This is a genomic window from Bradyrhizobium sp. RDI18 (genome assembly GCF_043203335.1).
GTDB classification, from domain to species: domain Bacteria; phylum Pseudomonadota; class Alphaproteobacteria; order Rhizobiales; family Xanthobacteraceae; genus Bradyrhizobium; species Bradyrhizobium retamae.
The window spans coordinates 1647391-1660594 of sequence record NZ_JBICRN010000008.1; the positions used below are offsets into that span (position 1 = coordinate 1647391).

11 protein-coding genes and 3 pseudogenes are annotated in these 13204 nt (G+C 61.1%); 5 read left to right on the top strand and 9 right to left on the bottom strand.

The window, feature by feature from the left end; all coding sequences use genetic code 11:
* The first annotated feature begins 11 nt into the window (after positions 1 to 11).
* Entirely contained in the window at positions 12 to 1034 is a 1023-nt protein-coding gene (locus ACFXS9_RS16915) for an alpha/beta fold hydrolase (RefSeq protein WP_392690495.1), read from the top strand.
* A gap of 83 nt (positions 1035 to 1117) precedes the next feature.
* Positions 1118 to 1372 (top strand): GCG_CRPN prefix-to-repeats domain-containing protein, encoded by a 255-nt coding sequence (locus tag ACFXS9_RS16920; protein WP_392690497.1) that lies wholly within the window; start codon positions 1118 to 1120, stop codon positions 1370 to 1372.
* Positions 1373 to 1437: 65 nt separating this feature from the next.
* Here the strand turns inward: ACFXS9_RS16920 and ACFXS9_RS16925 are convergent, their stop codons facing one another.
* Both ACFXS9_RS16925 and ACFXS9_RS16930 read right to left on the bottom strand, forming a co-directional pair.
* Complete coding sequence (locus tag ACFXS9_RS16925; RefSeq protein ID WP_392699825.1) at positions 1438 to 1773, bottom strand: twin-arginine translocation (Tat); 336 nt, start codon at positions 1771 to 1773, stop codon at positions 1438 to 1440.
* 219 nt (positions 1774 to 1992) lie between these two features.
* A complete protein-coding gene (locus ACFXS9_RS16930; protein WP_392690499.1) occupies positions 1993 to 2307 on the bottom strand; it encodes a hypothetical protein in 315 nt (104 codons plus the stop codon).
* Positions 2308 to 2501: 194 nt separating this feature from the next.
* On the opposite strand from ACFXS9_RS16930, the gene ACFXS9_RS16935 reads away from it, so the two are divergent.
* Positions 2502 to 3749 (top strand): glycerophosphodiester phosphodiesterase family protein, encoded by a 1248-nt coding sequence (locus ACFXS9_RS16935; protein WP_392690500.1) that lies wholly within the window; start codon positions 2502 to 2504, stop codon positions 3747 to 3749.
* A gap of 116 nt (positions 3750 to 3865) precedes the next feature.
* Here ACFXS9_RS16935 and ACFXS9_RS16940 read toward each other — a convergent pair whose 3' ends face one another.
* Positions 3866 to 4855 carry a Bug family tripartite tricarboxylate transporter substrate binding protein gene (locus ACFXS9_RS16940; RefSeq protein WP_392690502.1) on the bottom strand — a complete coding sequence of 330 codons (990 nt, stop codon included), beginning with the start codon at positions 4853 to 4855 and terminating at the stop codon, positions 3866 to 3868.
* 264 nt (positions 4856 to 5119) lie between these two features.
* On the opposite strand from ACFXS9_RS16940, the gene ACFXS9_RS16945 reads away from it, so the two are divergent.
* A complete protein-coding gene (locus ACFXS9_RS16945) occupies positions 5120 to 5377 on the top strand; it encodes a hypothetical protein (protein WP_392690504.1) in 258 nt (85 codons plus the stop codon).
* A complete protein-coding gene (locus ACFXS9_RS16950; protein WP_392699827.1) occupies positions 5316 to 5948 on the top strand; it encodes a ThuA domain-containing protein in 633 nt (210 codons plus the stop codon). Before ACFXS9_RS16945 ends, ACFXS9_RS16950 begins: the two co-directional genes overlap by 62 nt.
* 68 nt (positions 5949 to 6016) lie before the next feature.
* On the opposite strand, the pseudogene ACFXS9_RS16955 reads toward ACFXS9_RS16950, so the two are convergent.
* The 6 genes and pseudogenes from ACFXS9_RS16955 to ACFXS9_RS16980 all read right to left on the bottom strand — a co-directional run.
* Positions 6017 to 6605 (bottom strand): annotated as a pseudogene (locus ACFXS9_RS16955) (GNAT family N-acetyltransferase).
* Positions 6606 to 6643: 38 nt separating this feature from the next.
* On the bottom strand, positions 6644 to 7363 hold the full coding sequence (locus ACFXS9_RS16960) for a DUF899 family protein (protein ID WP_392690506.1): 720 nt from the start codon (positions 7361 to 7363) through the stop codon (positions 6644 to 6646).
* Between the two features lie 146 nt (positions 7364 to 7509).
* Complete coding sequence (locus ACFXS9_RS16965; RefSeq protein ID WP_392690508.1) at positions 7510 to 8730, bottom strand: sensor histidine kinase; 1221 nt, start codon at positions 8728 to 8730, stop codon at positions 7510 to 7512.
* Between the two features lie 299 nt (positions 8731 to 9029).
* Positions 9030 to 9750, bottom strand: a pseudogene (locus ACFXS9_RS16970) (response regulator).
* Positions 9751 to 10708: 958 nt separating this feature from the next.
* Complete coding sequence (locus ACFXS9_RS16975; protein WP_392699829.1) at positions 10709 to 12256, bottom strand: FAD-binding oxidoreductase; 1548 nt, start codon at positions 12254 to 12256, stop codon at positions 10709 to 10711.
* Between the two features lie 108 nt (positions 12257 to 12364).
* A pseudogene (locus tag ACFXS9_RS16980) lies at positions 12365 to 13174 on the bottom strand (protein-L-isoaspartate(D-aspartate) O-methyltransferase); the annotation flags it as partial.
* Between the last annotated feature and the right edge of the window lie 30 nt (positions 13175 to 13204).

The window sequence follows — 13204 nt, forward strand, 5'->3', positions numbered from 1 at the left end:
GGAGTTTTGCAATGCGACGGATGTGCATCGGTGCTGTAGCAGTCGCCTTCTCCGCGATGCCGTTATTGGCTGCGGCCGCGGCGGAAGCCGAACGACCGGCCACACGCGAACCCTACGGCATTGCGCTCGAAGGTTTTGCCTATCCCTACCCCGTCCATCTGCTGCCGCTGGTCAACGACGGCGAGCAGGTGCGGATGGCCTATATGGACATAGCTCCCGCGCAGCCCAACGGACGCAGCGTGGTGCTGCTGCACGGCCGTAATTTTCCATCGAGCTACTGGGCGCCGGTCATCAAGACCTTGAGCGATGCCGGTTACCGCGTGGTCGTGCCGGACCAGATCGGCTTTGGAAAGTCATCGAAGCCGCAAGGCGATTTGCATTTCGATGCGCTGGCGCGCAACACGATCGCGCTGCTCGACCACTTGCAAATCGCCAAGGCCGACATCGTGGGCCATTCGCTCGGCAGCATGCTCGGGGTTCGGATCGCACGCGCCTACCCCGGCCGGATCGCGCATCTGGTACTGACCGCTCCGATCGGCCTGGAGGATTACCGGCTCTATGTCCCGCCGACGCCGACCGAAAAGATTTTGGAGAACGAAGATAAACTCACAGCGGACGCCTATCGCAAACAGCTCGAAACCAACTACGCCCTCAAACTGCGGCCCGAACAGGTGACACCCTTCATCGATGCGCGCTTCAACATCAAGGGCAGCGCCGAATATTCGCGCTGGCTGCGCGCGTTCGTCAGTTCCGCACAGATGATCTATCGCGAGCCTGTCGTGCACGAGATCCCGCTGATCACGCAGCCGACGCTGTTCGTGATGGGCGCCGACGATCATAATGCGCCGGGAAAAGCGAATGCGCCGGAGGCGCTGCGCCCGAAGATGGGACAGAACGCCGAGCTGGCCAAAGCGCTAGCCGGCAGGATGGCGAAGGGCCGAGCCGAGGTGATCCCTAACACGGGACATCTGGTCTTTCTCGAGGCGCCGGGCAAATATAACGAACTGGTGCTCGGATTCCTGGCCGCGCCATAGCATCCGCGAACATTCATGTTCCATTCAGGTCTCGGGACTAAGTTCCGCTCCGTGCCGCCTCGCGGCCAAGAACGGGAGAAAACATGAAGTACCTTTTCGCAGCAGTTTTGGCCCTGGGCACCGTTGCCAGCTTTGGCGCGGCAGAAGCCGCGCAAGGATGCGGCCCCGGCTGGGCTCGCGGCCCCTATGGCCGCTGCCAGCCCATACGCCGGGCCGTTGTGGTTCGTCCAGCCCCGGTCGTCGTGGTGCGGCCTCCAGCTCGGACCGTCGTGGTGCGGCCTGGCCGCGTGTGCCCCTACGGCACCGTGTGGCGCTACGGACGCTGCCGCGCTTACTGATATTTCCAAATCACAAAAGCCCCGCTCGCGCGGGGCTTTTTTATTTCTTCTCTAAACAACGACGCTTACCAGTAGTAACGGCGACGGCGCCAGTAGCGGCGGCGCCAGCGACGGCGGCGATGCCAGCCCCAGTGCCTGCGGCGCCAACGGCGGCGGCGCCAGCCCCAATGCCTTCGGCCCCAACCGCGACGTCGGCCGCGGCCCCATCGTACTTCTTCAGGCGCGAGGCGATCAACTTCTTTGCCTGACGTGACAGCGGGTTGAGCATCCTTGTTGGCGGGCAGCTTCGCGTCATCGGCGAGCGGTGCCGGCATCAGCGGCGCGGCCTCCGCGCTCGCTGCGAGCGCGACACCGCCCGCGACAAATCCAAAGGCGAGCTTCAGAAAGTGGCGGCGTTCCATCACATCCCTTCCTCCGTTTGCTGTGTGCAAGAAAGAGAGCTTCACGGCGCCGAGATGAACGCGCGCTGAATTGAGTGTTCAGCTTTGCTGCGAACGGAGTCGATCGAGAATTATTTTCGCGCGCTGTTGTTTGCAGCGGAACTTTTGTCGTCTTTGCGGTATTTCTGCGTCGCGCGCATGTGTGACGACGCCTCTACGACGGACACGTCGCCTCGCGTCTTACGCCACGCGCTCCTCGGCAAGCACCAGCACCTCGCGAGTCCGCGTCACGTCGGGCCAGTCGCGGTTGAAGTCTGCGACCAGCCGCTTCAGCTCTGGCCCCTCGATCGCGCGATCGAGCGCAGCCTTGTCCGTGAACTGGTACATCGCCTCGTGCAGCGACGGATCGGTCGCGCTCCAGTAACGCCATGCCTTCGACGCGCCGAACGATTTCATCGCGTCCGGCAGATGCTCTCGCGAGTACCAGGTGTCGAAGGCCGCTCGCTTGGCCGGATCGGTCACAGTGGCGCGGACGACGAAAAAGGCTGCGGGCATTTTCATTCTCCCTGCTTCGGCTCTTGTAGGGTGGGCAAAGGCGCGCAGCGCCGTGCCCACCATTTCATTCAGCATTGTTGGAGGGAATGGTGGGCACGCTGCGCTTTGCCCACCCTACATACCTTTCAACACGCAACTGTCACATGCTCTGTGATATCAAGACTGCGCGCAATACGTTATCCGAGGTGCCACCCATGTCCGTCCGCCATCGCTCCGCCCTCCTGTCAGCGCTCTGGCTGTTGACCGCGATCCTTCCCGCCGCGGCCGAGGACATCCCGCTGCCCCGCGAGCCACAGATTGGCCCGCGGCCGTTCTATCTCGTCGACAAGATGAAAGACGGGCCGCTGAAACAACAACTCAGCCAGTGCACCGGGCCGTTTCGCAAGACCGATTTTTCCATCGGCCACCGCGGCGCCGCGCTGGAATTTCCCGAGCATACCAGGGAGTCCTATATTGCCGCCGCCCGGATGGGCGCCGGCATCATCGAATGCGACGTGACGTTTACGAAAGACCGCCAGCTCGTGTGCCGCCATTCGCAGTGCGACCTGCACACCACCACCAACATTCTGACCGTGCCGGAGCTTGCCGCAAAATGCACGCAAGCCTTCAGCCCAGCCGATTCCGCGACCGGCAAGAAAGCCTCCGCAAAGTGCTGCACGTCAGACATCACGCTCACCGAATTCCGGCGGCTGCGCGCGAAGATGGATGGTTTCAATCCGGACGCGAAGACGCCTGAGGAATATCAGAACGGCACGCCGCGCTGGCGCACCGACCTCTACGCCAATTCCGGCACGCTGATGACGCATGACGAGAGCATCGCGCTGATCAAAAGTCTCGGCGCCAAGTTCACGCCCGAGCTCAAGGCGCCCGAGGTGCCGATGCCGTTTGACGGCGATTACACGCAGGAGAAATACGCATCGCAGATGCTGGACGCCTACAAGAAGGCCGGCATTCCGCCGAGCGATGTGTTTGCGCAAAGCTTTAATCTCGCCGACGTGCTCTACTGGGTGAAGACCGAACCGGAATTCGCGAAACAGGCGGTCTATCTTGAAGAGCGCTACGAAAAGCAGGGTCTCGATCCCAACAAGCCGGAGACGTGGAAGCCGTCGATGGCGGAGTTGAAGTTGCAAGGTGTCGCGATCCTCGGCCCGCCGATCTGGACCATGCTGACGCTGAACGACAGACAAGAAATCGTGCCGTCCGAATACGCCAAGGCCGCCAAGGCCGCCGGCCTCGGCCTGATCGGCTGGTCGCTGGAACGCGACGGCCCGCTCAACAAGGGCGGCGGCTTCTATCACAAGTCGATCAGGAGCGCGATCGACCGCGACGGCGATACGCTGACGGTGCTCGATATATTGGCCAAGCAGGTCGGCATCCGCGGCATGTTTTCGGACTGGCCGGCGACGACGACGTTCTATGCGAGTTGTACGGGGATGAAGTGAGTCTTGTAGCGTTGTAGGGTGGGCAAAGCGAAGCGTGCCCACCATCATCTGCGGAGTGCCGATGGTGGGCACGGCGCGATGCGCCTTTGCCCACCCCTACGCGCTACATCTAATCGCTACGCCGGCTCCAGGCCGAGGGCCTGCGCGGTCTCGATCCAGGTCGGCAATTCGCGCTGATACAGAGCATTGCTTTCCTTGAAGCCAAGCGCCGGCTCGAGCACGAACGTGGCGAGAACTTCCTTCACTTTCGGATCGTTGTTGGCGGCCACGCAGAGTTCCGAAAGCCGATCGACGATCGGTTGCGGCGTCGCCTTCGGCAATGCCCAGCCGGTGAAGCCGCTCACGGTGAAGAACTTCGATGTCGCGCCTTGTTCGGGAAGGGTCTTGACGTTCGGGATCGCAGCTACCTTTTTCGAATGCACCGCGAACACCACGCCGTGGTTGCCTTGCAGGACGGGTTGAGCGGCCGTGTAGCTGCCCATCGCGACGTCAAGCGTGCCGTCCATCAGACCCGTCCACATCGGCGCTTCGCCCCGGTAGTGGATCGGTTCTATCTTGAGGCCGTACTGCTTGTTGAGTTCATTAATCGTCATGTGCGGGGCCGAGCCCGCGCTATAGGTGCCGAAATTCACCTGGCCCTTCTTGCGTGCGAACGCGACGAAATCGTCCAGCGTTTTGACGCCGGACGCCAGGCTCGCGACCAGCAGCAGTCCGGCGCCCGGGATGATGCTGACGAGCGTCAGGTCTCTGTCCATGTCGTAGCCGGGGTTCTTCATCATGACCCGGTTCATCACATAGGTCGTCGAAATCGAGCACAGGATGGTGTGGCCATCGGGCGCGGCGCGTGCGACTTCCGCCGCGCCGATCGAGCCTGAGGCGCCCGCCTTGTTTTCGATGACGACGGTCTGCCCCACCTGCCTGGAGATGAAATCGCCGAAGGCGCGCGCGAGCAGATCCGTCTGCCCGCCCGCCGGGTAGCTGCAGACCATGCGGATATTCCGCGACGGCCACCCGGCTTGCGCGGAGGCGCCACGCACGAGGAAAGGCGTTGCGGCGGCGGCCGCACCGGCGGCGATGAAGTGACGGCGGCTGATTTTCACTGGCATATTCGCTCCCTTATTTTCAACGAGCGTACCGCATCGTCCCGCCCCTGCCATAGGCGAAAGGCGGGACAGATTGGCGCACATCAGATTCGAGCTTTCGCGGATGGCCAACCGAATCATGGCATTCGCAACCGGCATTTTCCGAGACACGAAAATACCGACGGCGGCAGCCCGCCAAATCTCTCGATCGCCTATCGGGACCCCAAAGAGCCGAAGGCATGAACTGCACGTGGCGTTGCATAGGACGGCAGAGAGTAGCGATGGCCCATGGCCAGCGCCGGGCCGATCTGTGCTAAGCTTCTTTCGATACATTGCTGGCTGGGTTTAGCGGAGGGGATTGTGCGGCGACGCGATTTCATCGCGCTCCTCGGCGGCGCGGCGGCCATCCGACCGCTAAGCGCGCATGCGCAAGCCGCGCGCGAGCGCGTCCTCTATTTCACGCACTCGGCCGGCTACCGGCATGATGTCATACCGCTTTCCGAGGCAATCCTGGCCCAGCTTGGAAGCGATCTCGGGCGCCTTTGAAATCACCGCAACGGAAGATACGTCCGAATTATCCGCCGCTAACCTCGGACGCTACGCCGCGGTGGCGTTCTACACGTCAGGAGAACTGCCAATGAGCGAGGCGCAAAAGGCAGCTCTTCTCAATTTTGTGCGCTCGGGCCGCGGATTCCTCGGTGTTCATTCGGCGACGGACACATTCTACGCCTGGCCGGATTATCTCGACCTCGTCGGCGGCTACTTCAATGGTCATCCCTGGCATCAGACCGTCACCATCGACGTGGTTGATCCGCGCGATCCTCTGGTAGCTTTCCTCGGGAAATCGCTGCAGGTCGAGGACGAGATCTACCAAATCAGCGACTTCGACCATCGTCGATCACGCGTGCTCATGCGCCTCGACCCAAGCTCGGTGGACCTTGGCAAGGCCGGCGTGCATCAACGATTCTATGGTTGGCCTCTCGCATGGACGCGGTTCTACGGCGAGGGACGCGTGTTCTATACGGCACTAGGCCACGAGCCGTCAGTTTGGCGGGACGCCCGCTTCCAGCGATTCCTCACCAACGCTATCCTCTGGTCAATGCGAAGGTCGCCCTAGAACCTCAGGAATAAGCGCAGGTGCGTTATTCCTGAGATGCACGGTGATAGCGCGAGCACGTCGAGCATTCAGGATGCGGGCCGCAGCATCGGCGTCACCACTGGCGAAGAGCCGCTTTGGATTCTGCCGGTGATCTTGAAGCCGTGGCGTTCATAGAGCGAAATGTTACGCGGGTTCGAGCTTTCGAGGTAGGCCGCGATGCCCTCCTCGTCGCATCGTCGAAGCGCATGTTTCATCAGCAACGAGCCAAGCCCCTGCCCGATCCATTTCGGATCGGCGGCGATAAGAGGCAGATACCAATGCGGCTCATGCGGATGATGTTCGGCCATTCCTTTCATGATGGCCCCGATATCCCCGGCGATCTCCGGGCGCAGGGACTCCTCCATGATTGCGTTCATTTCTGCTTCGTCCGGTTCGACACCCGGCGGCAGCCATAAGGCGGCAGCGCGTGCCCCTTCGGTGATGTAGGCTGTACCATGCTCGAAAGCACGGCCGCCGAAGGCATTGACCATCCGAGGCATTGTTCTGGAGGTATACGGACGGATCGGGCCAAGCAAAACGCGCCATCGGGTCGGCCGCAAAGCCCAGCACAATGGTGCTGATCGCGTTTGCCCGGTCGTTCGCGCCTGCGGATATGACTTCCGGCACCGCCGACATCGTGTCGCTCCCTCGGTCACTCACCGTCGATCCAAGGGTCAATCGTACTTTACCTTGGGGAAAAAGTCTCCACGCCCTTCGGGGGTCATATCGAGCAGCCCCCACAAGGGGTCGACCAGATCCCCGGCGCGATGATGTTGATTGGGTTCAGTTGGTGCGAAGCTCATCTCTGAACCCCAAAAGTGACGAATTGCTCCGCCACTCTTCTTGAACACGTTGAAGATCGTTTCGTCCCAGTTCTCGCCGTCCGGAACGCGATGCTGTGCGCGCACGCCCTTGGGAAACTTCGACGTGTCACCAAAATAATCCGCGTCGTAGCTATTGCCCGCCGTAGACACAAACGACAGATGGTCCCAGCCGCGCTCGTGAGCCCACGCGGCCAGACGTGCGATTGGGGATTTCGCGACAATGTAAAGTGCAGCGCGCTGGCCGATGTGTCTTGCCGCACCGTCGAGCCCATCAAGCAGGTGCGTGCAGCCGGGACATGGCAGCTCCCGCTCGGGTCCATACATGAAGCTGTACAGAATGAGCGTGTCATGCGGACCGAACAGCTCGGACATCCTGACCTTCTCAGGCGCTGCATTCTTGCCGATCCGCTCGAATACATAGTCTTCCGGTACTTTGCCGCCGAGCGGCAATGCGCGGCGCTTGGCTGCCACAGCTTCAATGTGGGTACGAAGCCCGATCTCGTCGTCTAGAAGCGCGTTTCTGGCAACACGGTACTCGGCAGTTTCGTTCGGGTAGCGGAGATGCTCCATGGCTTCCCTCCGGATTGAAGGTCTGCGAACCCAGAAACAAACTCATCCACGAGTAGCGAGTTCCCTATCGCACCCGCTTGCCGCACCACACCAACGCGCTGCACAAATTTGACCTTCGAAGTCAGTTATCTTTGCGTCACCTCTGATCAATGAGTGGCAGCCGTTGGCGTGGCCACCGACGAAGGCCCTGCGTTTTCGAGAGCGCTGGCAACGTCCCTCGCTCCTGCGACCGGGCGGCTGACGGGAGGCGGCGGCCCGCCGTCCAGCGCTGGCAGGCTAATGGTCGCCTGTAGCCCCTTCTGCTTGTTGGTCAAGACGATATCGCCGCCGTGGTGGCGGACAATAGTCCGGGCAATGGAAAGGCCGAGACCCACGCCTCCCGTTTCGCGGTTCCGCGAATTCTCAATCCGGAAAAACGGCGTAAAAACCTGCTCTTTGGCACTGTCTGGAATACCGGGGCCGTCGTCCGAGACGGTGATTTCGACACTATCGGCTTGCCTTTCCACGCTGACGCGCGCTCGCTCGCCATACCGGATGGCATTTTCGACCAGGTTGCGGCACGCGCGGCGCAGCGCGTCTGGCCGGCAGCTATAGCTGATCTTCTGCCCTTCAGAAAAGGAGATGTCATAACCGAGTTCAGCGAGATCATCGCAGAGACTTTCCACAAGAGCCGAGAGGTCCACGGTCCGCGTGCTTTCTGCGGTTGCATCTTCGCGAGCGAATGCGAGCGTCGCCTCCGTCATCGTCTGGATCTCGGAAATGGTGGAGAGCATTTTCTCGCGGACGTCCCCGTCGGGCACGAATTCCGCGCGCAAGCGGAGCGAGGTCAGAGGTGTGCGCAGATCATGGCCGATGGCGGCCAGCATTCTGGTGCGGTCGTCGACGAAGCGGTGCAGGCGCTCTTGCATGCGATTGAATGCCTCGGCGGTACGCCGGATATCGTCGGGGCCGGTTTCCGGCAGCGGTACGATCTCCTGACCGCGGCCGAAGGCTTCGGCCGCTACGGCGAGCCGGCGCAATGGTTGCGCGATGCCGCGTGCGGCGAATACGGCAATGATCGACAACGACAACGCAGAGAGGCCGAGCGCCAAGGTGGATTTGGAGGTCCAGAAGCCATCTTGCGCGGGCTTGGCAAATGCAGTGTTCAGCCATGCTCCGTTAGCCAACTGGACGGCCAATCCCATGCCGGTGGCATCATCGAGATAAAGAAATTTCGCTGGTCGGGACAGCGGCCAAGCTTCCGGCCTTAGGTCGACCCATTGCGAGGAAGCGCCGCTACTGCTGGCGGTGTTTCGGGCGAAATCCGGTCTCACCTCGGCGGGCACGCTGTGGCCGGCAAAGGACATGCGCGGCAATGGCTGCGCCAAGCGCTCCCATGCCTCCTCTCGCCACGCGGAGGCATCCTTCAGTCCGTTGGTCGATATCCAATATCTCGCTGAACTGGTGTTGCTGGCATTAAGGATATCGGTCTGCAGCGACGGAGGCGTCGCCTCCAAAACCCGGGCGAGCGAGGCGCTCCGGCTGAATATCTCGCCCTTGGCGGCCTTCCGAATCGCCTGCCCGTGCTCATCCCAGGAAATGAAGAACACGATGGCTTGCGACAGCACTAAAGACAGCAGCGTGAAACAGATGAAACGGGCCGCAAGACTACGCTTCCACAAGCCCATCATGGCTGCTCGACCTGCGCGGCGAGGCTGTATCCTCCGCCCCAGTGAGTCTTGATCAAGGCTGGTACTTTCGGGTCGGCCTCTATTTTCTTCCGTAAGCGGCTGACCTGATTGTCGATGCTCCGGTCAAACGGATCGGCATCCCGGCCGACCGTCAGGTCGAGAAGCTGATTGCGGCTGAGCACCAGGCCGGGATGGTCAAGAAATGCACACAACAGGCGGAATTCCGCCGTGCTGAGCGGCACAGCAACGCCGTCGTCGCCCGTCAATTCGCGCCGGTTGACGTCAAAGGTCCATCGATCAAAGCGCACAACCTTGGTCGCTAGCCGGCCCTTTTGCGGCGGAAGACTTTGGACTCGTCGAAGCACTGCTTTGATGCGGGCGAGGAGTTCGCGGGGATTGAATGGCTTGCTCACATAGTCATCGGCACCGACTTCCAGGCCGACGATCTCGATCGGTCTCCTCAGCCATCGCAGTCAACAGGATAACGGGAAGGTCCGTGGTGCTGCGCAGATGGCGGCAGAGGGACAGTCCGTCCTCACCCGGCATCATGACGTCAAGAACCACCAGGTCCAGAGCACTTCGTTCGAGCAAGCGGCGGAGTGCAACAGCGCTCTCCGCAAGACTGATGCGGTAGCCATGCTGCATCAAGTATTTGCCGACCAGATCGCGAATATCGCGATGATCATCCACGACGGCGATGTGAGGTGCCGAGTCCATCTAGTTTGCTCCGTCCCGGATCATACTGAAGTCCCGCACCCAACCCATCGAAAAAGTGTAACAGAATGTATCGGCCGCGTATGATCGACCGAAATCAAATGGTTGTGGCTGGCTTCACTGATAGCGTCGCGGCATCGGATCGGGATCGCAGGATCCCGATGCCGATGCCGGCCGATCCGAGCGGGAACCGGCCTCAGGTGCATGATTCCCCGATCTGGCTGAAACAATCTAGGCGCAAGCTGTCGCAGAACGTTGTCCCGCCGAGCCATCTTTGTCGCAAATTGTCGCATACCGGCATGCCTGTTCAGGCTTGATGCAACTTAAGAAGCCGTATTGAGAGCAAGGTCATTTCAACAGCGGATGACGGCAGTGGCCATCAACCCTGGCCGCAACTGTCGCGAACTATGCAATGCAGTATTCCTGAGACAGATCGCGACAATTTCCGGCAGCGGTCGGCAAAGTTCTGCGACATCCGGACTTCATCGTGCGCACGCTCAACGAAGCAGGAGCGTTACATGTACGATGCGATGCACGCCGTTTCCCGCGGGGCCGTGCCGGAAATCTCGAAAGGCTCATCGGCCGAGGGCGATGAAGACCACACTACACCGAAGGGACTGCTTCTTCGTAGAGCCGCAGTGCGTATAGGTTGGCTGCTCGTCTTCGTGTTGCGGAATACCTCGGCCTCGACCACCCCCTTGATTTGATGTACTGCGGAGATCGTGCGGCTGTTTCGCGCCTCGTGACGGAGGACGACTGTTTGACGTCCGAGCCGAATCCCAGGTTCGTGTGCCGAGTGCACGACTTTACTTCTTGCGGGCCATGTCTTCGTGTCAGTCACGAAAGCTCATCCTCTGGGCCGATCAGCCTGACTGCCGTCGCATGCAAACGAGATGACATCTTGCCCGAACGGGTTTGAAGTCGCGATGCGCCGCTTCGCCGGTTGGCGCGTCGATCAGCCTTAGGGGTCGATGAGCACTCCAGGGTTGAGCATGCCTTGCGGATCGAGCTCTCTTTTTGCGGCCCGAAACGCGGTCGCGAAAAGCTCCGGGCGCTGACGATCGTACCAGGGACGGTGATCACGGCCAACAGCGTGGTGATGCGTGATCGTCCCGCCCGCTTCAATCAGCGCATCGCTGGCCGCATTCTTGATCGCCTGCCACTGCTCCAGCAGAGCACCGTGGCGGCCGAGTGCATGGAAAGAAAAATATGGCGCGGGCCCGTCAGGATAGACATGGGTGAAGCGGCATGTGACCTCGCCTTTTACGCCAGTCGTCTCGAGAATCGCCCGCTCCGTTGCCGCCTTCACTTTGTCGTGGAAGCTTTCGAACCGATCCCAGGTGATAGCGGTCTCGAAGGTGTCGTTGATGATGCCGGCCGGGGTCAGAAACTCGCGCGCATAGGGCATGCGAATGAATGCGTTGCGCCAGATTCCTGCTGCGCCTTCGAGATGTGCTTCGCCAGCCTTTGCCGCCTCCGGTATCCCGCCGTGGTCGGTGCAGCATTCGAGCGCGCGTGCCATCCAGGCATCCGGCGAATGGTCGCCCGATTCAAAGCCGAGCACCATAATCGCGACGCTGCCGTCGGCAGCCCCGGTGTTGAATGCCTCTTGCGCATCAAGGATGCGGCAGTTCGATGGATAGAGACCGGCCTGTGCGATCGTGCGCAGCGCGCGGGCCGCACCGAAGAACGAGTGAAAGCGAACCGATGCGCCAGAACGGAATTTCGGGCGTGGCTGCAATCGCATCCAGGCGCGCGAAATCACCCCGAGCGTTCCTTCGGAACCTATGAACATGCGGTCGGGGCTCGGTCCGGCACCCGATCCGGGCAGGCGACGCGTTTCCATGATGCCGCGCGGCGTCACAACGCGCAGGCTTTCAACGAAATCGTCGATGTGCGTGTAGAGACTGGCGAAATGACCGCCGGATCGCGTCGCGATCCAGCCGCCAAGGGTTGAATACTCGAAACTCTGCGGAAAATGACGCAACGTGACGCCATATGGCTTAAGCTGGTTCTCCAGAGATGGACCAAAGGCACCACCTTCGATCAATGCGGCGCGCGATATCTGATCCACCTCGACGACCTTGCCGAGATTGCGTAAGTCCAGTGTGACGGCTGCTTTATATCTGATACCGTCAACACGCGGCTCGACACCGCCGCAGACGCTCGACCCGCCCCCGAACGGCGTAAGCGAGGCGCTGACACCACCGGCCCAGTCCATGACAGCGGCAATCTCTGCTTCGTTCCTGGGATAGGCGACCACGTCGGGCGCGTTATCGTAGTCGCCGAGCATGGCTCGCACGTAGTCTGGATAGGATTTGCCGTAGGCGTGCGCGGCGCGGTCGTATCGGTCGCTCGTGCAAAAAGCGGCAAGTGAGGCCGGTGGCACCACGCGCGGCGCGCGCAATGTCAGGTCCTCGAGGCGCGGGACAACTTTTGTCTCGAACGCATCGCGTGCAAATTTTTCGCGGTAACGGCCGAGCACAAAGGCCCGCTCCTCGGCAGTCATGCCTTCGTCTTCGCGGCCCCAGCCGTAATGTTTTAACCTTGCACTGCTCACGGCCTCCTCCCTGCTTTTTTCATCTGAGCCGCACCGGCTCTTAATCTTTGAACGCGTAAAGGGCACAAAGCGCACGAGGGCAACGGCCCGCGCCGTCGTCTTGTCGGGAGCGACTTTCTCGACGACCGTGAGTTGCTGACTGGTATAGGCGGATCCCACCGGCATGACGAGACGGCCACCCACTTTAAGCTGCTCGATCAGCGGCGGCGGCACCTCGCCAAGTGCCGCGGTGACGACGATGCCGTCAAATGGACCGCATTCGGGCCAGCCAGCATAACCATCGCCCGCCCTGACGCTCACATTGTCATACGCGAGCTCTTTGAGTGTTTTCGCGGCGGTGTCGGCCAATGACTGGACGATCTCGATGGTGCAGACCTTCCGTGCCAGATGCGCAAGGACGGCGGCCTGATAGCCCGACCCCGTACCGACCTCGAGCACGACATGATCCGGCGTGACCCCGGCCAACTCTGTCATCAAGGCCACGATGAACGGCTGCGATATGGTCTGGCCGTGGCCGATCGAGGCAGGCCTGTCCGCGTATGCGATGGAGCAGGACCGCTCAGGAATGAACAGATGGCGTTTCGTTCGCCCCATGGCCTCGAGAACTCTCTCGGAGAGGCCCTGTTGTCCCAAAACAGTGGCGTGGGAACGACGAGCGTAGGCTCTGATAGATTCAACCATGGCCGCGCGTTCGCGGTCGCATTGTACTTCCTGTGCCGCCGCCTCCCGTGCAACGACAACCATGGACAGAACGAGCAGCAGCAAGATCTTCATGATCATGCGGCCATCCAATCGAAGGCTCCGTCCGTTATCTAGGATCGAAATCCAAGTAGAACAAGTTGTCGAGTGCTCGGGCAGAGTGAACATACTCTGCCCAAGTTCCAACTGTGGTTTGTC

Excerpts from the sequence above, each read along its gene's own strand:
- ACFXS9_RS16960 (WP_392690506.1), bottom strand. The coding sequence starts at position 7,363 with ATGGAGCATCTCCGCTACCCGAACGAAACTGCCGAGTACCGTGTTGCC.
- ACFXS9_RS16925 (WP_392699825.1), bottom strand. The coding sequence starts at position 1,773 with ATGGAACGCCGCCACTTTCTGAAGCTCGCCTTTGGATTTGTCGCGGGC.
- ACFXS9_RS16940 (WP_392690502.1), bottom strand. The coding sequence starts at position 4,855 with ATGCCAGTGAAAATCAGCCGCCGTCACTTCATCGCCGCCGGTGCGGCC.
- ACFXS9_RS16915 (WP_392690495.1), top strand. The coding sequence starts at position 12 with ATGCGACGGATGTGCATCGGTGCTGTAGCAGTCGCCTTCTCCGCGATG.
- ACFXS9_RS16930 (WP_392690499.1), bottom strand. The coding sequence starts at position 2,307 with ATGCCCGCAGCCTTTTTCGTCGTCCGCGCCACTGTGACCGATCCGGCC.
- ACFXS9_RS16945 (WP_392690504.1), top strand. The coding sequence starts at position 5,120 with ATGGCCAGCGCCGGGCCGATCTGTGCTAAGCTTCTTTCGATACATTGC.
- ACFXS9_RS16950 (WP_392699827.1), top strand. The coding sequence starts at position 5,316 with ATGTCATACCGCTTTCCGAGGCAATCCTGGCCCAGCTTGGAAGCGATC.
- ACFXS9_RS16975 (WP_392699829.1), bottom strand. The coding sequence starts at position 12,256 with ATGACTGCCGAGGAGCGGGCCTTTGTGCTCGGCCGTTACCGCGAAAAA.
- ACFXS9_RS16935 (WP_392690500.1), top strand. The coding sequence starts at position 2,502 with ATGTCCGTCCGCCATCGCTCCGCCCTCCTGTCAGCGCTCTGGCTGTTG.
- ACFXS9_RS16920 (WP_392690497.1), top strand. The coding sequence starts at position 1,118 with ATGAAGTACCTTTTCGCAGCAGTTTTGGCCCTGGGCACCGTTGCCAGC.